Source organism: Kitasatospora sp. NPDC058048 (assembly GCF_042885555.1).
Taxonomy (GTDB): Bacteria; Actinomycetota; Actinomycetes; order Streptomycetales; family Streptomycetaceae; genus Kitasatospora; species Kitasatospora lactacystinica.
Window position 1 is genome coordinate 85,940 of the sequence record NZ_JBHVRT010000027.1, and the last position, 22,061, is coordinate 108,000.

18 protein-coding genes and 1 pseudogene are annotated in these 22,061 nt (G+C 73.6%); 7 read left to right on the top strand and 12 right to left on the bottom strand.

What is annotated here, in order from left to right; translation table 11 throughout:
• Together ACFVVA_RS26455 and deoC are read right to left on the bottom strand one after the other, a co-directional pair.
• A complete protein-coding gene (locus ACFVVA_RS26455) occupies window positions 1–1,488 on the bottom strand; it encodes an aldehyde dehydrogenase family protein (protein ID WP_387693253.1) in 1,488 nt (495 codons plus the stop codon).
• 5 nt (window positions 1,489–1,493) lie between these two features.
• Window positions 1,494–2,480 (bottom strand): deoxyribose-phosphate aldolase, encoded by a 987-nt coding sequence (gene deoC, locus ACFVVA_RS26460; RefSeq protein ID WP_387693255.1) that lies wholly within the window; start codon window positions 2,478–2,480, stop codon window positions 1,494–1,496.
• A gap of 106 nt (window positions 2,481–2,586) precedes the next feature.
• On the opposite strand from deoC, the gene ACFVVA_RS26465 reads away from it, so the two are divergent.
• On the top strand, window positions 2,587–3,267 hold the full coding sequence (locus ACFVVA_RS26465) for a PH domain-containing protein (protein WP_387693257.1): 681 nt from the start codon (window positions 2,587–2,589) through the stop codon (window positions 3,265–3,267).
• Between the two features lie 66 nt (window positions 3,268–3,333).
• Here ACFVVA_RS26465 and ACFVVA_RS26470 read toward each other — a convergent pair whose 3' ends face one another.
• The 3 genes from ACFVVA_RS26470 to ACFVVA_RS26480 form a co-directional block, all read right to left on the bottom strand.
• Window positions 3,334–5,058, bottom strand: a complete 1,725-nt coding sequence (locus ACFVVA_RS26470; protein ID WP_387693259.1) for a phospho-sugar mutase — start codon at window positions 5,056–5,058, stop codon at window positions 3,334–3,336.
• Between the two features lie 193 nt (window positions 5,059–5,251).
• Window positions 5,252–6,073, bottom strand: a complete 822-nt coding sequence (locus ACFVVA_RS26475; RefSeq protein ID WP_359906064.1) for a purine-nucleoside phosphorylase — start codon at window positions 6,071–6,073, stop codon at window positions 5,252–5,254.
• Window positions 6,074–6,278: 205 nt separating this feature from the next.
• Complete coding sequence (locus tag ACFVVA_RS26480; RefSeq protein ID WP_224284955.1) at window positions 6,279–6,716, bottom strand: gamma-glutamylcyclotransferase; 438 nt, start codon at window positions 6,714–6,716, stop codon at window positions 6,279–6,281.
• A gap of 99 nt (window positions 6,717–6,815) precedes the next feature.
• Here ACFVVA_RS26480 and ACFVVA_RS26485 point away from each other — a divergent pair, with 99 nt between their 5' ends.
• Both ACFVVA_RS26485 and ACFVVA_RS26490 read left to right on the top strand, forming a co-directional pair.
• The gene (locus tag ACFVVA_RS26485) at window positions 6,816–8,270 is read left to right on the top strand and encodes an NAD(P)H-quinone dehydrogenase (protein ID WP_387693261.1); all 1,455 of its coding nucleotides are present in this window, start codon (window positions 6,816–6,818) and stop codon (window positions 8,268–8,270) included.
• 237 nt (window positions 8,271–8,507) lie between these two features.
• A complete protein-coding gene (locus ACFVVA_RS26490) occupies window positions 8,508–9,464 on the top strand; it encodes a DeoR/GlpR family DNA-binding transcription regulator (protein ID WP_380542983.1) in 957 nt (318 codons plus the stop codon).
• 113 nt (window positions 9,465–9,577) lie between these two features.
• Here the strand turns inward: ACFVVA_RS26490 and ACFVVA_RS26495 are convergent, their stop codons facing one another.
• From ACFVVA_RS26495 to ACFVVA_RS26520, 6 genes are all read right to left on the bottom strand, one after another.
• Complete coding sequence (locus ACFVVA_RS26495; protein ID WP_387693263.1) at window positions 9,578–11,353, bottom strand: acetyl/propionyl/methylcrotonyl-CoA carboxylase subunit alpha; 1,776 nt, start codon at window positions 11,351–11,353, stop codon at window positions 9,578–9,580.
• 236 nt (window positions 11,354–11,589) lie between these two features.
• Window positions 11,590–12,324, bottom strand: coding sequence for a hypothetical protein (locus ACFVVA_RS26500; protein ID WP_387693265.1), 735 nt, complete (start codon window positions 12,322–12,324; stop codon window positions 11,590–11,592).
• Window positions 12,325–12,550: 226 nt separating this feature from the next.
• Complete coding sequence (locus ACFVVA_RS26505; RefSeq protein ID WP_359906079.1) at window positions 12,551–13,153, bottom strand: nucleoside triphosphate pyrophosphatase; 603 nt, start codon at window positions 13,151–13,153, stop codon at window positions 12,551–12,553.
• A 47-nt stretch (window positions 13,154–13,200) separates the two neighbouring features.
• Window positions 13,201–13,341, bottom strand: a complete 141-nt coding sequence (mmpB, locus tag ACFVVA_RS26510) for a morphogenic membrane protein MmpB (RefSeq protein ID WP_380542892.1) — start codon at window positions 13,339–13,341, stop codon at window positions 13,201–13,203.
• A gap of 130 nt (window positions 13,342–13,471) precedes the next feature.
• Window positions 13,472–13,693 (bottom strand): acyl-CoA carboxylase epsilon subunit, encoded by a 222-nt coding sequence (locus ACFVVA_RS26515; protein WP_387693268.1) that lies wholly within the window; start codon window positions 13,691–13,693, stop codon window positions 13,472–13,474.
• Window positions 13,694–13,722: 29 nt separating this feature from the next.
• Entirely contained in the window at window positions 13,723–15,312 is a 1,590-nt protein-coding gene (locus ACFVVA_RS26520) for an acyl-CoA carboxylase subunit beta (RefSeq protein WP_359906088.1), read from the bottom strand.
• A gap of 232 nt (window positions 15,313–15,544) precedes the next feature.
• Between ACFVVA_RS26520 and ACFVVA_RS26525 the strand changes: the two genes are divergently transcribed.
• The 3 genes and pseudogenes from ACFVVA_RS26525 to ACFVVA_RS26535 form a co-directional block, all read left to right on the top strand.
• On the top strand, window positions 15,545–16,438 hold the full coding sequence (locus ACFVVA_RS26525; protein ID WP_387693270.1) for a biotin--[acetyl-CoA-carboxylase] ligase: 894 nt from the start codon (window positions 15,545–15,547) through the stop codon (window positions 16,436–16,438).
• Window positions 16,439–16,611: 173 nt separating this feature from the next.
• Complete coding sequence (locus ACFVVA_RS26530) at window positions 16,612–17,736, top strand: adenylate/guanylate cyclase domain-containing protein (RefSeq protein WP_387693272.1); 1,125 nt, start codon at window positions 16,612–16,614, stop codon at window positions 17,734–17,736.
• A 479-nt stretch (window positions 17,737–18,215) separates the two neighbouring features.
• Window positions 18,216–19,373: pseudogene (locus ACFVVA_RS26535) on the top strand (diguanylate cyclase domain-containing protein); the annotation flags it as partial.
• A 739-nt stretch (window positions 19,374–20,112) separates the two neighbouring features.
• Here the strand turns inward: ACFVVA_RS26535 and ACFVVA_RS26540 are convergent.
• The gene (locus ACFVVA_RS26540) at window positions 20,113–20,733 is read right to left on the bottom strand and encodes a TetR/AcrR family transcriptional regulator (protein WP_387693274.1); all 621 of its coding nucleotides are present in this window, start codon (window positions 20,731–20,733) and stop codon (window positions 20,113–20,115) included.
• A gap of 124 nt (window positions 20,734–20,857) precedes the next feature.
• Between ACFVVA_RS26540 and ACFVVA_RS26545 the strand changes: the two genes are divergently transcribed.
• The gene (locus ACFVVA_RS26545) at window positions 20,858–22,024 is read left to right on the top strand and encodes a macrolide family glycosyltransferase (RefSeq protein WP_387693315.1); all 1,167 of its coding nucleotides are present in this window, start codon (window positions 20,858–20,860) and stop codon (window positions 22,022–22,024) included.
• Window positions 22,025–22,061: the final 37 nt, after the last annotated feature.

A 22,061-nucleotide genomic window follows, 5' to 3' on the forward strand; every position in this document is an offset into this window, starting at 1 on the left:
TCAGGCCTCGACATTCAGGTAGGGCTCCAGACCGTGGCGGCCACCCTCGCGGCCGTAGCCCGACTCCTTGTAGCCGCCGAACGGCGAGGTGGGGTCGAACTTGTTGAAGGTGTTGGCCCAGACCACGCCGGCCCGGAGCCGGTTGGCCATCCAGAGGATGCGCGAGCCCTTCTCCGTCCAGATGCCGGCGGAGAGGCCGAACGGGGTGTTGTTGGCCTTCTCGACCGCCTCGGCGGGGGTGCGGAAGGTCAGCACCGACAGGACCGGGCCGAAGATCTCCTCCTGGGCGATCCGGTGGGCCTGGCTCACGCCGGTGAACAGGGTCGGCTTGAACCAGAAGCCGGTGCCCGGGAGCTCGCACGCCGGCGACCAGCGCTCGGCGCCCTCGGCCTCGCCGGCCTCGGTCAGCGCGGTGATCCGGGCCAGCTGCTCGGCCGAGTTGATGGCGCCGATGTCGGTGTTCTTGTCCAGCGGGTCGCCGACCCGCAGGGTGGTCATCCGGCGCTTCAGGGCGTCCAGCAGCTCGTCCTGGATCGACTCCTGGACCAGCAGGCGCGAACCCGCGCAGCAGACGTGGCCCTGGTTGAAGAAGATGCCGTTGACGATGCCCTCGACGGCCTGGTCGATCGGCGCGTCGTCGAAGACGATGTTCGCGGCCTTGCCGCCCAGCTCCAGCGAGAGCTTCTTGCGGGTGCCGGCCAGCTGCTTGGCGATGGCGCGGCCGACCGGGGTGGAGCCGGTGAACGCGACCTTGTTGACGTCCGGGTGGGAGGTCAGCGCGGCGCCGGTGCGGCCGTCACCGGTGACGATGTTGACGACGCCCTTCGGCAGACCGGCCTGGCGGCAGATCTCGGCGAAGCGCAGCGCGGTCAGCGGGGTGGTCTCGGCCGGCTTCAGGACGACCGTGTTGCCGGTCGCCAGCGCGGGCGCGATCTTCCACGCCAGCATCAGCAGCGGGAAGTTCCACGGGATGACCTGGCCGGCCACGCCCAGCGGCTTCGGGTTCGGGCCGAAGCCGGCGAAGTCCAGCTTGTCGGCCCAGCCCGCGTAGTAGAAGAAGTGGGCGGCGACCAGCGGCAGGTCGACGTCGCGGGTCTCGCGGATCGGCTTGCCGTTGTCGATCGACTCCAGCACGGCCAGCTCGCGGCTGCGCTCCTGGATGATCCGGGCGATCCGGAACAGGTACTTGGCGCGCTCGCTGCCGGGCAGCGCCGACCAGTCGGCGAAGGCCTTGCGGGCGGCGGCGACCGCGCGGTCCACGTCCTCCTCGGTGCCCTGGGCGAACTCGGCGAGCACCTGCTCGGTGGCCGGGTTGACCGTCTTCAGGGCCTCGTTGCCGGAGGAGTCGACGAACTCGCCGCCGATGAAGTGGCCGTAGGAGGTGGCGATGTCGCCCGCGGCGGCGGGGGACTCCGGGGCCGGGGCGTAGGCGAAGAGGCCGCCGGCGGGCTTGGCCACGGGCTCCTCGGTGTTCTTCTTCTTGGCCATGGTGATCAGTCCACCGTCACGTAGTCGGGGCCGGAGTAGCGGCCGGTGGCCAGCTTCTGGCGCTGCATCAGCAGGTCGTTGAGCAGGCTGGAGGCGCCGAAGCGGAACCAGTGCGGGGTCAGCCAGTCGTCACCGAGGGTCTCGTTGACCATCACCAGGTACTTCATGGCGTCCTTGGTGGTGCGGATGCCGCCGGCGGGCTTGACGCCGACCTGGACGCCGGTGGCCGCGCGGAAGTCGCGGACCGCCTCCAGCATCAGCAGGGTGACCGGCGGGGTCGCGTTGACGGCGACCTTGCCGGTGGAGGTCTTGATGAAGTCGGCGCCGGCCAGCATCGCCAGCCAGGAGGCCCGGCGGACGTTGTCGTAGGTCTGGAGCTCGCCGGTCTCGAAGATCACCTTGAGGTGGGCGGAGCTGCCGTCGGGGCGCTCGCACGCCTCCTTGACGGCCGTGATCTCGCGGAAGACGTCGAGGTAGCGGCCGGAGAGGAAGGCGCCGCGGTCGATCACCATGTCGATCTCGTCGGCGCCCGCGGCCACCGCGTCGGCGGTGTCGGCGAGCTTGACCGGGAGGGCGGCGCGGCCGGCCGGGAAGGCGGTGGCCACCGAGGCGACCTGGATGTCGGTGCCCTTCAGGGCGGCCTTCGCGGTGGCGACCATGTCCGGGTAGACACAGATGGCGGCGACGCGGGGGGTGGTCGGGTCGGTCGGGTCGGGGGTCCTGCCCTTGGCGCACAGCGCGCGCACCTTGCCGACCGTGTCCGCGCCCTCCAGCGTGGTCAGGTCGATCATCGAGATCGCCAGGTCGATGGCGTACGCCTTCGCCGTGGTCTTGATCGAGCGGGTACCGAGAGCGGCGGCACGCGCCTCCAGGCCGACCTGGTCGACGCCGGGCAGGCCGTGCAGGAATCGGCGGAGCGAGGCCTCGGACGCCGCAACGTCCTGAAGGCCGCTGCCCGCAACGCCGGGGGCATTGGCTGCAACAGTGGACATAGTCACAAGAGCAGCATATCTACGCGCGTAGCAAACCGCTAGAGCGCTCGTCATTCGTGGCCGGACCGAGACCTCGGGGCGAGGGGCATGGGGCAGAATCGACGTCATGACCGATTCCGACGGCAAGCCCCACCAGGGCCCCGCCGCCCCCGACGGGGAGCCCGAGTACGCCGACCGCGTGTACCGCTCTGTCCCCGGTGTGATCTCCGGAGTGCTGCTGCTGGTCGTGGCGGCCTGGCTGATCGGCGACGCGGTGGTGAGCGGGACCGGGAAGACCCCGTACGTCTCGCTCGCGGCGGTGCCGGTGTTCGCCTTCCCGGTGATCGCGTACACGCTGCGCCCGGCCGTGACGGCCGGCCGCGACCGGCTGGTGGTGCGCAACCCGTGGCGGACCGTCGTCGCGCCGTGGGCCTCGGTGGAGGCGCTGCGCGCCGGGTACTCGGTCGAGCTGCTCGCCGGCGGGAAGAAGTTCCAGCTCTGGGCCGTGCCGGTGTCGCTGCGGCAGCGCAAGCGGGCCACCCGGGCGCAGAGCCCCAGCGCCGCCGAGCACGCCTCCCGGACCGGTCTGGGGATGGGCATGGCCAAGCGGACCAACCCGGTCGTCCAGGGCTCGCCCGACCCCACCCGCGCCTGGTCCGACCAGGTCACCGCCGTCCTCCAGGAGACGGCCGAGCGCAACGCCGCCCGACCCTCCGCCGCCGGCCCGGTCGAGGTCCGCTGGTGCTGGTGGGTCATCGCCCCCACCCTGGCCGGTCTGATCGCGCTGATCACCGTCATCGCGGTCTGACCCCGCCGACCGCACGAAGGGGCCCGCCGGTCGCGACCGGCGGGCCCCTTCACGTGTGCGCGGACGTCAGACGGTGATGCCGGCGGCCTCGGCGAGGTCGTGCTTGACGGTGGCGAGGAGGGCGGCGGCGCGCTCGCGGGCGGGACCGAGGTCGGCCGCGGAGGCGACCGGGAGGACGACCTCCAGGTAGCACTTGAGCTTGGGCTCGGTGCCCGAGGGGCGGACCACGATGCGGGCGGAGCGGACGTCCTCGCCGGCCAGGTAGTAGCGCAGCCCGTCGGTGGGCGGCAGGTCCGCGGAGCCGGCCGACAGGTCGTCGGCGCGGGTGACCCGCAGACCGGCCAGGACGGTCGGCGGCTGCTCGCGCAGCCGGCGCATCGCGTCGGCGATCAGCGTGAGGTCCTTGACCCGGACGGAGAGCTGGTCGGTGGCGTGCAGGCCGTGCTCCAGCGCCAGGTCGTCCAGCAGGTCGGACAGGGTGCGGCCGGACTTCTTGAGCGTGGCGGCCAGCTCGGCGACCAGCAGGGCGGCGGTGATGCCGTCCTTGTCCCGGACGCCCTGCGGGTCGACGCAGTAGCCGAGCGCCTCCTCGTAGCCGTAGCGCAGGCCCTCGGCGCGGGAGAGCCACTTGAAGCCGGTCAGGGTCTCGGCGTAGCCCAGCCCCGCCGCCTCGGCGATCCGGCCGAGCAGGGTGGCGGAGACGATGGTGGTGGCGAAGGTGCCCTCGGCCTTCTTCGCGACCAGGGCCGAGCCGAGCAGCGCGCCGACCTCGTCGCCGCGCAGCATCCGCCAGCCGGCCGCGCCGGCGCCGCCGCCGGCCGCGTTGCCGTTGGCGGGGACGGCCACCGCGCAGCGGTCGGCGTCCGGGTCGTTGGCGATCACGATGTCCGGGCCGACGGTGGCGGCGGTGCGGAACGCGAGGTCCATCGCCCCCGGCTCCTCCGGGTTGGGGAAGGCCACGGTCGGGAAGTCCGGGTCGGGCTCGGCCTGCTCGGCGACCACGGTGGGCGCGGGGAAGCCGGCCCGGCGGAACGCGGCGACCAGGGTGTCGCGGCCGACGCCGTGCATCGGGGTGTAGACCACCTCCAGGTCGCGCGGGCCGTGCTCGTCGATGATCGAGACGGCCCGGGTCAGGTAGGCCTCGACGACCTCCTCGCCGAGCACCTCCCAGCCCTCCTCGGCGCGCGGGACCTCGTCCAGCGAGCCGATCGCGTCGATCTCGGCGGCGATCCCGGCGTCGGCCGGCGGGACGATCTGCGAGCCGTCGCCCAGGTAGACCTTGTAGCCGTTGTCCTGCGGCGGGTTGTGGCTGGCGGTGACGGTGACGCCGGCGGCCGCGCCCAGGTGGCGGACGGCGAAGGCGAGCACCGGGGTCGGCAGCGGGCGCGGCAGCAGCGCGGCGCGCAGGCCGGCGCCGACCACCACGGCGGCGGTGTCGCGGGCGAAGTCGTACGACTTGTGGCGGGCGTCGTAGCCGATGACGACCAGGTCGCCCAGGCCCTGCTGCTTGACGTAGGCGACCAGGCCGGCGGCGGCCCGGATCACCACGGCGCGGTTCATCCGCATCGGACCGGCGCCGAGTTCGCCGCGCAGGCCGGCGGTGCCGAACTGGAGCCGGTCGGAGAACCGCTCGGCCAGCTCCGACCAGGCGAGCTTGGCGTCGGTCTCGGCCTCCGGGCCCTCGGCCAGGGCCAGCAGCGCGGCGAGCTCCTCGCGGGTCTGCGGGTCGGGGTCCTCGGCCAGCCAGGTCCGGGCCCGGGCGAGGAGATCGGGGTTGAGTGCCTGCGTCATGCCAGCTCCATCGGGAGTGCGTCGGTGTGTCGGCCGGAGGTTCCGCGGTTGATCGGGAGGAGGGTTTCCGCTGTGACCGGAGGGTTCCGCAAGGAAAGGGGTCGCGCATGCGGACGGGGCCCACGGGAGGGCGTGATCAGCGGATCACGCCGCCCGTGGGCCCCGTCGGTCATGATTCTGCGCCTGGTGGGCGTCAGATCCGCTCAAGGACCTTCGCCAGCAGTTCGCCCATGCGCTCGGCGGAGGCCTTGCCGGCCTCCAGCACCTCGGCGTGGTTGAGCGGCTCGCCGGTCATGCCGGCGGCCAGGTTGGTGACCAGGGAGATGCCGAGCACCTCGGCGCCGGCCTCGCGGGCGGCGATGGCCTCCAGGGTGGTGGACATGCCGACCAGCTCGCCGCCGATCACCCGGGCCATGTTGACCTCGGCCGGGGTCTCGTAGTGCGGGCCGCGGAACTGGACGTAGACGGCCTCGTCCAGGGACGGGTCGACCTCGCGGCAGAGCGCGCGCAGGCGCTTGGAGTACAGGTCGGTGAGGTCGACGAAGTTGGCGCCGACGATCGGGGAGTCCGCGGTCAGGTTGATGTGGTCGCTGATCAGGACCGGCTGGCCCGGGGTCCAGCCCTGGCGCAGACCGCCGCAGCCGTTGGTCAGCACGATGATGCCGCAGCCGGCCGCGGCGGCGGTGCGCACGCCGTGGACGACGGTGGCGACGCCGTGGCCCTCGTAGTAGTGGTTGCGGCCGAGGAAGATCAGGGCGCGCTTGTCGCCGATCTTCACCGAGCGGATCGTGCCGGCGTGGCCGGCGACGGCGGGGGCGGGGAAGCCAGGGAGCTCGGTGACCGGGAACTCGGCCACGGTCTCGCCCAGGGCGTCGGCGGCCGGCACCCAGCCGGAGCCCATCACCAGGGCGACGTCGTGCCGCTCGGCACCGGTCAGCTCGCGCAGGCGCTCGGCGGCGGCCTGGGCGGCGGCGTAGGGGTCGGCGGAGACGACCGACTGAGGAGAAGCGTTCACGGGTCCGAGGATAGACGGGAATCGGCTACGCGCGTAGAAATTCCGCCGCGGCATGCCGGATCGTTACCCGGATGACCCGAAAACACAGCTCGGCGGTGGTTCCGGGCCACTCGGTTCGTCGGTTCCCACACAGACGGCGCTCCGTACCCTCCGTACCCGCTCGCCCGGCGCGCGGCCCGCAGGCGCACGGAGCCCCGGGAACCCCTCAGCAGGGGCGGCGGCGCAGGTCCATCACGTAGTCGTGCGGGGCGCCGGCGCTCTCCGCGGCGTCGGCGATCAGGCCGAGGTAGCGGGCCGCGGGCAGGCCGCCCTCGTAGTCGTTGAGCACGTACGTCCAGACCGGGATGTCCCCGTCCAGGGTCTGCGCGCGCAGCTTGATCTTGCGGTAGATGCCGAGCTGGACGCCCTCCCAGCGGTCCAGGCCCTCCTCGTCCATCGGCGCGACGTCGTACAGCGAGACGAAGACCTGGTCCTTCTCGTCCTCGACCACGGTGGCCAGCGAGCCTTCCCAGCCGAGCTGCTCGCCGCCGAAGGTGAGCCGCCAACCGGCTAGCCACCCCGTGCCGCGCAGTGGGGAGTGCGGGGCTCGGCGGGTCATCTGCCGGGCATCGAGGTTGGTGGCATACGCGGCGTAAAGGGGCATGGGGGCCAGCGTAGCCCGGGCGGCGGGCGGGCCGGGGCTACTGGACGAACGTACGGGAGCCCGGACCCCGGCGTGGCGGCCGTCCCGGCGTGCGGGACAATGGGGAGCGTGACTCGGATCGTGATCATCGGTGGCGGACCCGGCGGCTACGAGGCGGCGCTGGTGGCCGCTCAGCTCGGCGCGGAGGTGACCGTCGTCGACCGCGACGGTCTGGGCGGATCGGCGGTGCTCACGGACTGCGTTCCGTCGAAGACCCTGATCGCGACCGCGGAGGTGATGACCACCTTCGACAGCTCGTACGAGGAACTGGGCATCCTGGTCGCGGACGACACTCCGCCGGTCGAGCAGGCGGCCCGGGTCATCGGCGTGGACCTGGGCAAGGTCAACCGCCGTGTGAAGCGCCTGGCCATCGCGCAGTCCCACGACATCACCCAGTCCGTCACCCGGGCCGGCGTCACCGTGCTGCGCGGCCGCGGCCGGCTCGGCACCGGCGGGCAGGCCGCGGACGGCTCCCGCGAGGTGCTGGTGGACGCGCCCGACGGCACCGTGCAGACGCTGCGCGCCGACGCCGTGCTGATCGCCACCGGCGCCCACCCGCGCGAGCTGCCGGACGCCCAGCCGGACGGCGAGCGGATCCTCACCTGGACCCAGGTGTACGACCTGGAGGAGCTGCCCCGCGAGCTGATCGTGGTCGGCTCCGGCGTGACCGGCGCCGAGTTCGCCGGCGCCTACCAGGCGCTCGGCTCCAAGGTGACCCTGGTCTCCAGCCGCGACCGGGTGCTGCCGGGCGAGGACCCGGACGCCGCCGAGGTGCTGGAGGACGTCTTCCGCCGCCGCGGCATGAACGTGATGGGCCGCTCGCGCGCCGAGAGCGTCAAGCGGATCGGCGACCGGGTCGAGGTCATGCTGGCCGACGGCAAGGTGATCGAGGGCACCCACTGCCTGATGGCGGTCGGCTCGATCCCCAACACCTCCGAGATGGGCCTGGAGGAGGCCGGGGTCAAGCTCAACGACTGGGGCCAGATCCAGGTCGACCGGGTCTCCCGCACCAGCGCCCCCGGCGTGTACGCGGCCGGCGACTGCACCGGCGTCTTCATGCTCGCCTCGGTGGCGGCCATGCAGGGCCGGATCGCGATGTACCACGCGCTCGGCGACGCGGTGCAGCCGCTGAACCTCAAGACCGTGGCGTCCAACGTCTTCACCGACCCGGAGATCGCCACCGTCGGCTACACGGCGGCCGACGTGGAGTGCGGCAAGATGGACGCCGTCGTGGTCAAGCTCCCGCTGCGCGGCAACCCGCGGGCGAAGATGCAGGGCATCCGGGACGGCTTTGTGAAGCTGTTCTGCCGCCCGGGCACCGGCATCGTGGTCGGCGGCGTGGTCGTCGCCCCGCGGGCCAGCGAGCTGATCCACTCGATCTCGCTCGCGGTGGACGCCAATCTGACGGTCGAACAGGTGGCCAGCGCCTTCACCGTCTACCCGTCCGTCTCCGGTTCGACCGCCGAGGCCGCCCGGCAGCTGCACATCCGCAAGCGGGCCGACGGCGAATCCTGAGCGTCCGGCGCACAGTTGAGGGCGGTCGCCGATCGGCGGCCGCCCTTCGTGCGGGCATGGCCGTCACCCGGACGGCGGGCGCGGTTCCGGGGGCATGGGCGGCGCGTATTCTACGGTCACGCGCCGCTCGTGCGTGAGCAATTCCCGCTACTAGCTGCAAACGCCTGAAAGCAGACGGTCACGCAGGTTACCGTCGGTTCTGTGTTTGCAGCAGAACGTCGCCAGTTGATCCTCGAAATGGTGCGCGCCAACGGAGCCGTCTCGCTCCGGGAATTGGCCCGCGTCGTCCAGACCTCCGAAGTGACCGTGCGCCGTGACGTGCGGGCGCTGGAGGCAGAAGGGCTCCTCGACCGCCGGCACGGCGGCGCGGTGCTCCCCGGCGGCTTCAGCCGCGAACCCGGATACCCGCAGAAGACCCACCTGTCCGCGGCGGAGAAGAGCGCCATCGCGGACCTCGCCGCCGGCCTGGTGGAGGAGGGCGACGCGGTGGTGGTCGGCGCCGGCACCACCACCCAGGAGCTGGCCCGCAGACTGGCCCGGGTGCCCGGGCTGACGGTGGTCACCAACTCGCTGCTGGTTGCCCAGGCGCTGGCGCACGCCAACCGGGTCGAAGTGGTGATGACCGGCGGCACCCTGCGCGGCTCCAACTACGCGCTGGTGGGCAGCGGCGCGGAGCAGTCCCTGCAGGGGCTGAGGGTCACCAAGGCCTTCATCTCCGGCAGCGGGCTGACGGCCGAGCGCGGGCTGTCGACGGCGAACATGCTGTCCGCGAGCGTGGACCGGGCCATGGTGCTGGCGGCCGCCGAGGTGATCGTCCTCGCCGACCACACCAAGCTCGGCGCGGCCGGCATGTTCCAGACCGTCGCCACCGAGACCATCACCCGGCTGGTCACCGACGAGCAGGCCACCGCGGACGACGCCACCGTCCGCGAACTGGACGCGCTCGCCGACTGCGGGGTGCAGGTCGACCTGGCCCCGCTGGGCGCGGGCCCGAGCGGCGACGCCCCGGTGCACGGCACCGGCAGCGGCCCGGTGCACCAGACCCAGCCCGGCCCGATGGCCCGCCGCGGCGGCCCGCCCCCCGGCGGCGCCCCGCTGCCCGGCCAGCGCCGCCCCGGCGCGCACGGCGGACCGGTCGGCCCGGGCGGCATGCCGACCCGGTTGGCCGAGCTGGGGCTGCCGCGCGGGCGCTGAGCCCGCGGGGAGCCCGCGGGACGCGACCGGCGGGCCCCGGAAACGCGACCGGTCCGCACGCCCCCGAAGGGCGTACGGACCGGTCCGGGGGGACGGTGCCTCCCGCGGCGGCGTCAGTCCTTGATCTCGCAGAGCGCGGCGCCGCTGCTGACGCTCGCGCCCACCTCGGCCTTGAGACCGGAGACGGTGCCCGCCTTGTGGGCGTTCAGCGGCTGCTCCATCTTCATCGCCTCCAGGACCACGATCAGCTCGCCCTCGGCGACGACCTGGCCCTCCTCCACGGCGACCTTGACGATGGTGCCCTGCATCGGCGAGGCCAGGGTGTCGCCGCTGACGGCCGAACCGGCCTTCTTGGCGCCCACCCGGCGCTTTGCCTTGGCGGCACCCGCCGCACCGGCCGCCGGGGCCGTCGCGACGCCCAGCGAGGACGGCAGCGAGACCTCGATCCGCTTGCCGCCGACCTCGACCACCACGGTCTCCCGGGTCTCGGCCTCCTCGCCGTCACCGGCCGCGCCGGCGAACGGCGGGATGGTGTTGTCGAACTCGGTCTCGATCCACCGGGTGAAGACCTTGAACGGCTCGTCGCTGCCGTGCACCTCCGGCGCGAACGCCGGGTCGACGACGGCCGCCCGGTGGAACGGGATGGCGGTGGCCATGCCCTCCACCTTGAACTCGGCCAGCGCGCGGCGGGCCCGCTCCAGGGCCTGCTTGCGGTCGCGGCCGGTGACGACCAGCTTGGCCAGCAGCGAGTCCCAGGCCGGGCCGATGACCGAGCCGGTCTCCACGCCGGAGTCCAGGCGCACGCCCGGGCCGGACGGCGGGGCGAACAGCGTCACGGTGCCGGGCGCGGGCAGGAAGTTGCGGCCCGGGTCCTCGCCGTTGATGCGGAACTCGAAGGAGTGGCCGCGCACCTCGGGGTCGCCGTAGCCGAGCTCCTCACCGTCGGCGATCCGGAACATCTCGCGGACCAGGTCGAGGCCGGTGACCTCCTCGGTGACCGGGTGCTCCACCTGGAGACGGGTGTTGACCTCCAGGAAGGAGATCGTGCCGTCCAGGGCGACCAGGAACTCGCAGGTCCCGGCGCCCTCGTAGCCGGCCTCCTTCAGGATGGCCTTGGACGCCCGGTACAGCTCGGCGTTCTGCTCGGCGGTCAGGAACGGCGCGGGCGCCTCCTCGACGAGCTTCTGGTGGCGGCGCTGCAGCGAGCAGTCACGGGTGGAGACGACCACCACGTTGCCGTGCTTGTCGGCCAGGCACTGGGTCTCCACGTGCCGCGGGTTGTCCAGGTAGCGCTCGACGAAGCACTCGCCGCGGCCGAAGGCGGCGACGGCCTCGCGCACCGCGGACTCGTACAGCTCGGGGATCTCCTCCAGCGTGCGGGCGACCTTGAGGCCGCGGCCGCCACCGCCGAAGGCCGCCTTGATGGCGACCGGCAGGCCGTGCTCCCGGGCGAAGACGACGACCTCGTCGGCGCCCGAGACCGGGTCCGGCGTGCCGGCCACCAGCGGGGCACCGGCCCGCTGGGCGACGTGCCGGGCGGTCACCTTGTCGCCGAGGTCGCGGATGGCCTGCGGCGGCGGGCCGATCCAGATCAGACCCGCGTCGAGGACGGCCTGGGCGAAGTCGGCGTTCTCCGACAGGAACCCGTAGCCGGGGTGGACGGCGTCGGCGCCGGAGTCGGCGGCCGCCTTGAGGACCTTGGCGATGTCCAGGTAGCTGGTAGCGGGGGTGTCACCGCCCAGCGCGTAAGCCTCGTCGGCCGCGCGGACGTGCAGCGCATCCCGGTCCGGCTCGGCGTAGACGGCGACGCTGGCGATACCGGCGTCCGAGCAGGCCCTGGCGACGCGGACGGCGATTTCCCCGCGGTTGGCGATGAGCACCTTGCGCACTGTGGCTCCCTTCTTGAACCTCGTTGAGTTTATGGATTCCTGGGCAGTACCGGCGAGTAGCCCCGGGTTGTGAACTATCCCACACGCTCGGTGATGGCTTTTCCGGCCCCTTCCGCGGCCCCGTGGACGACGCCGCAGGTCGGCGCCGGTCCGCCCGGATCGGGCGGGGCCACGGCGGGTGACCGGTCGGCGGCGTGGCGGGGAGGTGGCATCGGCCACAGTCTCGCGCGGACCGCTCAAGCGGCGCCTGAGCGGGCACCCGGCCGCTGCAGCGCCTCGGCCGTCACGTCGGCCGCCACCTCGACCATGTCCGGCCCGTACGCCTCCGGATTGACCACCCGCAGGACGAGCGCGAAGGTGCCGTCCTGCCCGTACCTCCGGGCGAGTTCGCGGTGGTGCGCGACCAGGTGGCGCACCCCGGCCTGGTTGGCGACGCCGGTCTGGCCGGCGACCAGGAACACCGGGCGGCCGCCGTCCGGGGTGGAGATCCGGGCGAGCAGGGCGTGCGTCTGGTCGCGGTCGGCGGTGTAGTCGCGCTCGCCCACCACGATCACGTTGCTGCCGGGACCCGGCCCGGAGGTGACGAGCACGCCGGGCAGGGCCCAGGCCAGGTGCGCGGCCATCCGCTCGTTGCTGACCGGACCGCCCAGGCACAGCTCGGTCTTGGCGCCCAGGCCGCGGTGCGCGGCGTCGTGGGCGACCAGTTCGGGACGCGCCCCGCACTCCTCGACCAGCCCGGCCAGCCACATCAGCGCGTAGGCGTCGCGCCGGGTCACGGTGTGCGCGTGCGAGCCCGTACCGATGCTGCGCGGCACCACGATCAGGCAATCGCTGCCGCTCGGCAGTCCGAAGAACGCCCGCACCCGTTCGACCTTGCGGCGCCGCCGCAGCACCTGGGCCAGCCAGCCGAGGACAGCGCTGATCGCACTGGCCACCAGGCCGAGCACCACGTTGAGCACGCTGTCGGTCATCTTCCGCGCCCCTCCCCGTTCGGACGCCGGTCAGCTTAGGGCGTGTCTGACAATTCGCGTCGGGTCAGGGCGCGGCGTTGGAGTGCGTGCATCGCAAGGCGGAGGAGGAAGTCACTGCGGAGCATTGGCGACCGACGACAACGCGGCGAGGTGCGTGCTCCGGCGTCGCGAACCCGGCGGGAATTGTCAGACACGCCCTGGGGCGACAGGGGCGCGGTGCGGCAGGTCAGTCGGCCCACAGATCGGTGATGCGCACGCCCAGGTCGGCGAGCAGCCGGCGCAGCAGCGGCAGGGAGAGGCCGATGACGTTGCCCGGATCGCCGTCGATGCCGTCGATGAACGGCGCCGAGCGGCCGTCCAGGGTGAACGCCCCGGCCACGTGCAGCGGTTCGCCCGAGGCCACGTACGCGGCGACCTCCGCGTCGTCCGGGGTGCCGAAGCGGACGGTGGTGGAGGCGGTGGCCGAGGACTGCCGGCCGGTCGCGGTGTCGATCACGCAGTGGCCGGTGCGCAGCACGCCGGCGCGCCCGCGCATCGACTGCCAGCGGGCCAGCGCCTCGGCGGCGTCGGCGGGCTTGCCGAGGGCCCGGCCGTCCAGTTCCAGGACGGAGTCGCAGCCGATCACCAGCTCGCCGTCGGCGAGTTCGGCGGCGACGGCCTTCGCCTTGGCCTCGGCCAGCACGAGCGCGAGTTCGGCGGGGGTGGCGGCGGTGATCGCGTCCTCGTCGACGCCGCTGACCACCACGCGCGGGTCGAGGCCCGCCTGGCGCAGCAGCCCGAGGCGGGCGGGGGAGGCGGAGGCGAGGACGAGGGCGCGCTGGTCGGTCATGCCCACCAGGGTAGGGGGTGCCCCTATCCGCCGTTCGGGTGAACGGTTCAGGTGAAGGGCTGGGAGAGCATCATCAGCACGGCGCCGACCAGCACCAGGACGGCGATCACCTTGCCGGCCCGCTGCATCCGCTCCTGCATCCGACGGGCCTCGGGCGAGGGCTCGTCACGGGGATCTGACCAGAGCACCCGTCCAGAGTGCGCCGCGCGGGCCGCGGGCGCCTGAGTATCCGTACTCAGGTTCCGGGCGGAGCGGGCACCCGGGAACACGCGGAGCGGGAGGCCGGCGGGGCCGGCCTCCCGCTCCGCGCGGCGGGTGTCAGTGCGCCCAGCCCGAGGTCCGCCAGGCGTTCACGGCGGGACGGACGGCGGCGCGGTGCAGGCGGGCGCGGTCGTTCCAGGGGGACGCCGGGCCGGCACCGGCCAGGCGCGCCGCCTCGGCGGCGGCCTGCGCGGCGGCGGCCCGGGCCTGGACCACCGCCAGGACGGTGGCCAGCTCCTCGGGGGTCGGCTGCCCGTGCAGTACGTGGATCGGGGACATGGCTGCTTCTCTCCCGACAGGGACGGGGCCTACAGGGGGATGTTGCCGTGCTTCTTCGGCGGCAGCACCTCGCGCTTGCCGCGCAGCGCCCGCAGACCGCGGACGATGTGCCGGCGGGTCTCGCTCGGCGCGATCACCGCGTCCACGTAGCCGCGCTCGGCCGCCAGGTACGGGTTCAGCAGGGTGTCCTCGTACGAGGCGATCAGCTCGGCCCGCTTCTCCTCGACGGTGCCGGCCGCCTCGGCCTCGGCGATCTCCCGGCGGTGCAGGATGTTGACCGCGCCCTGCGCGCCCATCACGGCGATCTGCGCGGTCGGCCAGGCCAGGTTGAGGTCGGCGCCCAGGTGCTTGGAGCCCATGACGTCGTACGCGCCGCCGAAGGCCTTGCGGGTGATCACGGTGATCAGCGGGACGGTGGCCTCGGCGTAGGCGTAGATCAGCTTGGCGCCGCGCCGGATGATGCCGTCCCACTCCTGCTCGGTGCCGGGCAGGAAGCCGGGCACGTCGACGAAGGTCAGCACCGGGACGTTGAACGAGTCGCAGGTGCGGATGAAGCGGGCGGCCTTCTCGCTGGCGTTGATGTCCAGGCAGCCGGCCAGGTCCATCGGCTGGCTGCCGACGATGCCGACGGACTGGCCCTCGACCCGGCCGAAGCCGGTGATGATGTTGCCCGCGTACAGCGGCTGGGTCTCCAGGAACTCGCCGTCGTCGACGATGTGCTCGATCACCGTGCGCATGTCGTACGGCTGGTTCGCCGAGTCCGGCACGATGGTGTCGAGTTCGAGGTCCTCCTCGGTGACCGTGAGGTCGGCCTGCTCGGGGTAGGACGGCGGGTCGCTCAGGTTGTTGGACGGCAGGTACGAGAGCAGGCTCTTGACGTACTCGATCGCCTCCTTCTCGTCGGCGGCCAGGTAGTGCGCGTTGCCCGACTTGGCGTTGTGGGTGCGCGCGCCGCCCAGTTCCTCCATCGCGACGTCCTCGCCGGTGACGGTCTTGATCACGTCCGGGCCGGTGATGAACATGTGCGAGGTCCGGTCGGCCATCACCACGAAGTCGGTGATCGCGGGGGAGTACACCGCGCCGCCCGCGCAGGGGCCCATGATCAGCGAGATCTGCGGGACGACGCCGGAGGCGTGCACGTTGCGCCGGAAGATCTCGCCGTACAGGCCGAGCGAGACCACGCCCTCCTGGATCCGGGCGCCGCCGGAGTCGTTGATGCCGATGACCGGGCAGCCGGTCTTCAGCGCGAAGTCCATCACCTTGACGATCTTCTCGCCGAACACCTCGCCGAGCGAGCCGCCGAAGACGGTGAAGTCCTGGGCGAACACGGCGACCTGGCGGCCGTCGACGGTGCCGTAGCCGGTCACCACGCCGTCGCCGTACGGCCGGTTCTTCTCCTGGCCGAAGTTGGTCGAGCGGTGGCGGGCGAACTCGTCGAACTCCACGAAGGAGTCCTCGTCCAACAGTTCCGCGACCCGCTCGCGGGCGGTCAGCTTGCCCTTGGCGTGCTGCTTCTCCACGGCCTTCGCGGAGCCGGAGTGCACCGCCTCGTCCAGCCTTCGCCGCAGGTCGGCGAGCTTGCCGGCGGTGGTGTGGGGGTCGTACGACGCCTCGGTCATCCGGTGGCTCTCCCTGATCCATGGCCGCGACCTGTTCGAGTGCGCGCGGGGCCGGGTGGTGGGCCCGCGCATGAGGGCAGGGCGGCGCTACGAACTACCGCTGGGTAGCGTAGCCAGCGCGGAGGGCGATGCGGCACGTCCTGGCGTCATGACCATCGACACAGTTCTGTTGACGGGTGTTCTGCGGGACGATGGGGCGGCCTGCGTCCCGGATCAGACCTAGGGTTTTCCCATGACCGCACCCGAGACCCCCCGCCGCAGCGGACTGCGCGGCTTCGGCCACGCCGGACCGTCGCCCTGGACCGACCTGGACCGTCCGCCGCTGGACGAGGAGGCGCTGCGCCACGACCTGCTCGTCCCGGGCGGCCTGTGGACCTCGCTGGACGTCGTCGCCGAGACCGGCTCCACCAACAGCGACCTCGCCGCCCGGGCCGCGGCGGGCGCCGCCCAGGGCGCGGTGCTGGTGGCCGAGGCGCAGAGCGGCGGCCGCGGCCGGCTGGGCCGGCAGTGGACCGCCCCGCCCCGCTCCGGGCTGTTCCTGTCCGTGCTGCTGCGCCCCGAGGGGGTGCCGGTCGAGCGGTACGGCTGGCTGCCGATCCTGGCCGGGGTGGCCGCGGCCAGCACGCTCGGCCGGGTCGCCGGGGTCGAGGTCGGCCTGAAGTGGCCCAACGACCTCCAGGCGGAGATCGACGGCGCGGAGCGCAAGCTCGGCGGCATCCTCACCGAGCTGTCGGGCGGCGCGGTGGTGGTCGGCATGGGCCTCAACGTCTCGCTGCGCACGGAGGAACTGCCCGTCCCCGCTGCCGCCTCGCTCGCGCTGGCCGGCGCCTCCACCACCGACCGGGGCACCCTGCTGCGCGCCCTGCTGCGCGAGCTGGCCGAGCTGTACCGGGAGTGGACGGCCGCCGCGGGCGACCCGCACGCCAGCGACCTGCTGCGCGCCTACGCGGACCGCTGCACCACGCTCGGCCGCCGGGTGAAGGTGCACCTGCCGGGCGACCGCGAGCTGGTCGGCGAGGCGGTGGCGGTGGACGGCGACGGGCGGCTGGTGGTCCGCACGCCCGACGGCGTACGCCGGGCGGTCGGTGCCGGGGACGTCGTCCACGTGCGCCCCGAGGCCCGCTGAACGGCAGTCTTCACCACCCCTTGACCCGGGCTGATGCCCCGGATCCGACGATTCCGTGCGAACATTCCACCTGGCAGCGGTGTGAGGCGCGCCACTGTCCGCCCGGGTGGCGGACGGCGCGCCCGGACAGGTAGGACACGAGGCGAGTGCGGCGATCGCACGGGGACGGACCGGTGGCAGAGGACGGCAGCAGCGGCGCGACGGCGGGCAGCAACGACCCCACGGTCGCGCTCGAACTGGAACGCCTGATCCTGGACGCGCCGCGCCGCTACACCCCGTACCAGGCCGCGCGCGCCGCCGACGTCCCGATGGAGCTGGCCACCCGGTTCTGGCGCGCCATGGGCTTCCCCGACATCGGCCAGTCCCGCGCGCTCACCGACGGCGACGTGATCGCGCTGCGGCGCCTGGCCGGCCTGGTGGAGTCCGGGCTGCTCAGCGAGTCGATGGCGATCCAGGTGGCCCGTTCCACCGGTCAGACCACGGCCCGGCTGGCCGGCTGGCAGATGGACACCTTCCTGGAGAACCTCACCCAGTCCGCCGAGCCCGGGCTGACCCGGGCCGACGTCGCGTACCCGCTGGTCGAGCTGCTGCTGCCGGAGCTGGAGCAGTTCCTGGTGTACGTCTGGCGGCGCCAGCTGGCGGCCGTCACCGGCCGGGTGGTGCAGGCCGCCGAGGACAACGAGATCACCAGCGGACGGCTCGCCGTCGGCTTCGCCGACCTGGTCGGCTTCACCCGGCTGTCCCGGCGGCTGGAGGAGGAGGAGCTCGGCGAGCTGGTCGAGACCTTCGAGAACACCTGTTCGGATCTGATCGCCGGCCAGGGCGGCCGGGTGATCAAGACGCTCGGCGACGAGATCCTCTACGTCTCCGAGGACCCGGCGACCGCCGCCGAGATCGCGCTGAGCCTGATCGAGGCGCTGGCCGGGAACGACACCATCCCGCCGCTGCGGGTCGGCATGGCCTTCGGCACGGTCACCTCGCGGATGGGCGACGTCTTCGGCACCACCGTCAACCTGGCCAGCCGGCTGACCTCGATCGCCCCCAAGGACGCGGTGCTGATCGACGGCGAGTTCGCCGCCGCGCTGGAGCAGAACGGCAGTGTCGCCCCGGCCGACTCGGAGGGGCCGGGCCTGGCCGAGGCGCTGTCGGCCGCGGCCGGGATGCCCGCCTCCGGGCTGCCGATGCCGGGCCCGGAGGCCGGGGCCCGGTTCCACCTGCAGCCGATGTGGCGGCGGCCGGTGCGGGGGCTCGGACTGGTCGAGCCGTGGCTGCTCACCCGGCGGCTGAAGGCCGAGTAGCGCTCCGCCTGCGGAGAGGGCGAACAGCGGCCCGTCCGCGGGGAGGGCGAGTAGCGCTCCGTCCGCGGGGAAGGCGTGGGAGCGGAGAAGCCGTCCGCGGTGCGGAGGAGGCTGCCCGCGGTGCGGAGGTCCGTGGGCGCGCTCTCCCGTGGTGGGTGCGGCTCTCCTGCGATGGGTGCGGCTCTCCCGCGGCGAGTACGGCTTCCCGGGTGCCGAACGGTTGAAACCCGTACGGTCGGCTGCGGGTCCGTCCGGGCAAACGGGGCATAACCGAATGAAACCGCCATAGTCTTGGTGCAAGCGGCCGGTCGGGTGCGGCCGGCCGGCGGGGGTCTGGCAGGACCGAGCACAGGGAGCGAGGCGAGCCGGTGGGCAGCGAGGCGATCATGACGGACCGCGACTGCGACTGCGGCCGTCCGCGGAACCCCGACCCGCTGCCCGACCTGAGGCTGCAGTCCGTGGTCGAGCTCGCCCAGGACATGGCCGCCGCGCTCACCCCGCTGGAGGCCGTCCGGGCCGCCGCCACCCGGGCCACCGAGGCGCTCGGCGCCACCATGGCCGCCGTCTCGGTCTGGGACCGGGAGTCCGGCCGGCTGCGGGTCCTGGTCAACCACGGCGAACTCGCCCCGGGCGAGGAGGAACTGCCCGAGGACGAGTCGTACCCGGTCGCCGACTTCCCCGAGATCGTCACGTACCTGGAGGAGCGCTGGACCACCGGGCGGCTGCCGCGTGCCTGGCTGCAGAGCGCCGAGAACAGCGAGCCGCACGCCGGGCACGCCCACCCGACCGCCGGCGCGTACTGCCAGGAGCGCGCCGCGGCGCTGCGCCGGCGCGGGCGGGCCTGCTGCGTGGTCGCGCCGATCGTGCTGCACGGCCAGGCCTGGGGCGAGCTCTACCTCGCCCGGTCGGCCGGGATGCCCGGGTTCACCGAGGGCGACGCCGACTACGCGACCCTGCTCGCCGCCCAGGTCTCGGCCGGTCTGGCGCAGACCGAGCGCCTCGCCGACCTGCGCAAACTCGCCTTCTCCGACCCGCTCACCGGCCTGGCCAACCGGCGGGCCGTCGACGCCCGGCTGGAGAGCGCGCTGGAGGCGCACAACCGGGACAACACCGTGGTCTCCCTGGTGGTCTGCGACGTCAACGGACTGAAACGGGTCAACGACCAGCTCGGCCACGAGATGGGCGACCGGCTGCTGGAGCGGTTCGCCCACCAGCTCTCGCTGGCCGCCGCCAAGCTCCCCGGCAGCCTCGCCGCCCGGCTCGGCGGCGACGAGTTCTGCCTGCTGGTGGAGGGGCAGAAGGCCGACGAGGTGGTCGCCGTCGCCGAGGAGCTGTGCGCCCGGGCGCTCGCGCTCTCCGAGGGCGAGGGCGTGGCCTGCGGGGTCGCCTCCACCGGGGACTCGATCGGGCCCGTCACCACCCCCGACCGGCTGTTCCGGCTCGCCGACGCCGCCCAGTACCGGGCCAAGGCGGCCCGGGCCGCCCACCCGGTGGTCGCCGGGCGCAGCCACGGCCCCGGATTCTCGCCCGACCCCACCGTGCTGCTCGCCGACGCCGCCGACCCGCACCACCGGGCGGACGGGCGGCGCGGGCCGAACGGCCGGGCCGGGGCGGGCGACCGGCGGCGGTTCCGCGGAGCCGCCCACAGCGCCGATCCGGGGCAGCTGCTCACCGCCGTGCTCGCCTCCCTCGACCGGGCCGCCGCGGCCCGGGTCGTCCACCCGGCGGACACCCTCGGCAAGTTGGTCGTGGTCGCCGAGGCCGCCGCCCGGTTGCTGGACGCCGTCGGCTGGTGGGTCTCGTACGTTCCGCCCGGCTCCCAGTCCATGCGCACCGCCCAGCACGCCGTCTACCGGATGACCAGCGGCCCCGCCAACGCCCGCGCCGAGACCCAGCGGGCCCGGATCGAGGCCCCCGACGCGGTCTTCGACCTCCGGCACTACCCGATGACCCGCCGCGCCGTGCGCGGCGGCGCCTTCGCCCTGCGGTCGGGCGCGGCCGGCAACGACCCGGCGGAGGAGGCGATGCTCGTCGTCTCCGGCTACCGGGGCATGGTCGCGGCGGGCGGCCAGAACCCGGCCGGCGGCTGGCTGGTGGAGCTCTTCGCCGACGACGCCACCCTGCCGCTGGGCCAGGCCGCCTGCGCCATGCGGGCCCTGGTCTCGGTCGCCCTGGCGGGCCCGGCCTCGCCGCCGGCGGTCTGAGGGGTCGGCCCCGGTCGGGGCCCGTCGGCGGACCCGGTGACGGCGTGTCGGGCACCTCGCCGTCGGCACGGCTCCCGCGATGGGTCCGGCGGTGGGTCCGGCGGGCCGTTCACCCGGCCCGCCCTGGTGCCGCTGCTCCGCGTGCCGGTGGCGGTGGTGGCCGTGTGCTGGTTCAGGCGCCGCGACCGCCGTCGGCGGCGGGTGGGGCGAGTGCCCGGAGGGCGGCGTCGACCAGGAGGTCGGCGTGCTCGTGGGTGAGCGGGCCGAGCCGGAACTGCCAGCGGTAGTTGAGCGGGCCGTAGAAGAGTTCGACGGCCAGGTCGAGGTCGGCGTCGGGGGCGATCCGGCCGGCCTCGCGGGCACGGCGCAGGCGGTCGCGGGTGGCCTCCAGCAGCGGGTCCAGCAGGCGGGTGCGGTACTCGGCGTGCAGCGCGGGGTCGTTGAGGATCTCGGCGAGGAGCGCGCGGTAGGTGCGGTCGGCGCCCGGGTCGGCGAGCTCGTCGCTGGTGGGGCGCAGGACGGCGCGGAGGTCGGCGGCGAGGTCGCCGGTGTCGGGGAGGGCGAGGCTGCCCTCGTGCTCGCTCGCGGCGAGGAAGGCGTCGAAGACCACCGCCCCCTTCGAGGGCCACCACCGGTAGATGGTCTGCTTGCCGACGCCGGCGCGGGCGGCGATCGCTTCGATGGTCAGCTTGCCGTAGCCGACCTCGGCGACGAGTTCGGTGGCTGCGGCGAGGACGGCGGCGCGGGCGCGCTCGCTGCGGCGGGCGGGGTCGGGGGCGGTTCTGGACGTCATGGGAAAAATTCTATGCACAACAGCGAGACGAACCGTATTGTCTTCTCAAGCAACCGCGAGACGGTCCGTCTCGTCTTCATCGCTGCCCCCGGAGGTGCCCGTGAACCGCCCCGCACACATCCTGATGGTCTCCATTCCGGCCCATGGCCACGTCAACCCCAGCCTCGCCGTGATCACCGAGCTGGTCGCCCGCGGCCACCGGGTCAGCTACGTCAACGACCCGTCCTTCCGGGAAACCGTCGAGTCCACCGGCGCCGCCTTCGTCCCGTACCCGACGAAGCTGCCGCTCGCCGACGACCCGGACGGCTGGATGGAGGATCCGGTGGCGATCCAGGAGCTGTTCCTGGACGACGCGCTCTCCATGTGGCCCGTCCTCCTGGAGGCCTTCGCCGACGACCGGCCCGACCTGGTGCTCTGCGACATCGCGGGCTTCGCGGCCCGGGCGCTCGGCGAGCGGCTGGGGGTGCCGGTCGTGCAGCTGTCGCCCACCTTCGTCGGCTGGGAGGGCTTCGAGCAGGACCTCGCGGAGGTGTTCGAGGCGATCCGCACCGGGCCGGGCGGCGCCGAGCACTACCGCCGGTTCGCCGACTGGCTGGCCGAGGCCGGTGCGGTGCAGCGCGACGTGGACTCCTTCAAGAACCGCCCGGAGCGGGCGATCGCACTGGTCCCGCGCGCCCTGCAGCCCAACGCCGACCGGGTCGACGAGCGGCGGATCAGCTTCGTCGGGCCCTGCTTCGGCGACCGTGCCCACCAGGGGCGGTGGGAGCGGCCGGCCGGCGCCGAGAAGGTGCTGCTGGTCTCGCTGGGCTCGGCCTTCACCCACCAGCCCGCCTTCTACCGGGCCTGCGTCCGGGCCTTCGGCGAGCTGCCGGGCTGGCACACCGTGCTCCAGATCGGCAGCCACACCGACCCGGCCGAGCTCGGCGAGGTGCCGGACACCGTCGAGGTGCACCGGTGGGTGCCGCAGCTGTCGGTGCTCTCCCAGGCGGACGCCTTCGTCACCCACGCGGGCATGGGCGGCTCCAGCGAGGGGCTGTTCCACGCCGTGCCGATGATCGCGGTGCCGCAGGCCACCGACCAGTTCGCCAACGCGGACGCCCTGGTGGGGCTCGGCGTCGCCCGCCGGCTGGACACCGAGCAGGCCACCGCGGAGGCGCTGCGCGCCGCCCTGCTGGAGCTGGTCGGCGATCCGGCGGTGGCCGAGCGGCTGCGCGAGCTGTCCGCCGCCGGGCGGGCCGAGGGCGGCACCGCCCGGGCGGCGGACCTGATCGAGGCCGAGCTCGCGACGTGACGCGGAGGCGGCCCGGGGGCCGCGGTGTGCGGCGCCG

Coding starts and splice junctions, on each gene's coding strand:
- ACFVVA_RS26455 (WP_387693253.1), bottom strand. CDS start 1,488: ATGGCCAAGAAGAAGAACACCGAGGAGCCCGTGGCCAAGCCCGCCGGC.
- deoC (WP_387693255.1), bottom strand. CDS start 2,480: ATGTCCACTGTTGCAGCCAATGCCCCCGGCGTTGCGGGCAGCGGCCTT.
- ACFVVA_RS26465 (WP_387693257.1), top strand. CDS start 2,587: ATGACCGATTCCGACGGCAAGCCCCACCAGGGCCCCGCCGCCCCCGAC.
- ACFVVA_RS26470 (WP_387693259.1), bottom strand. CDS start 5,058: ATGACGCAGGCACTCAACCCCGATCTCCTCGCCCGGGCCCGGACCTGG.
- ACFVVA_RS26480 (WP_224284955.1), bottom strand. CDS start 6,716: ATGCCCCTTTACGCCGCGTATGCCACCAACCTCGATGCCCGGCAGATG.
- ACFVVA_RS26485 (WP_387693261.1), top strand. CDS start 6,816: ATGGGGAGCGTGACTCGGATCGTGATCATCGGTGGCGGACCCGGCGGC.
- ACFVVA_RS26490 (WP_380542983.1), top strand. CDS start 8,508: ATGGTGCGCGCCAACGGAGCCGTCTCGCTCCGGGAATTGGCCCGCGTC.
- ACFVVA_RS26500 (WP_387693265.1), bottom strand. CDS start 12,324: ATGACCGACAGCGTGCTCAACGTGGTGCTCGGCCTGGTGGCCAGTGCG.
- ACFVVA_RS26505 (WP_359906079.1), bottom strand. CDS start 13,153: ATGACCGACCAGCGCGCCCTCGTCCTCGCCTCCGCCTCCCCCGCCCGC.
- ACFVVA_RS26515 (WP_387693268.1), bottom strand. CDS start 13,693: ATGTCCCCGATCCACGTACTGCACGGGCAGCCGACCCCCGAGGAGCTG.
- ACFVVA_RS26520 (WP_359906088.1), bottom strand. CDS start 15,312: ATGACCGAGGCGTCGTACGACCCCCACACCACCGCCGGCAAGCTCGCC.
- ACFVVA_RS26525 (WP_387693270.1), top strand. CDS start 15,545: ATGACCGCACCCGAGACCCCCCGCCGCAGCGGACTGCGCGGCTTCGGC.
- ACFVVA_RS26540 (WP_387693274.1), bottom strand. CDS start 20,733: ATGACGTCCAGAACCGCCCCCGACCCCGCCCGCCGCAGCGAGCGCGCC.
- ACFVVA_RS26545 (WP_387693315.1), top strand. CDS start 20,858: ATGGTCTCCATTCCGGCCCATGGCCACGTCAACCCCAGCCTCGCCGTG.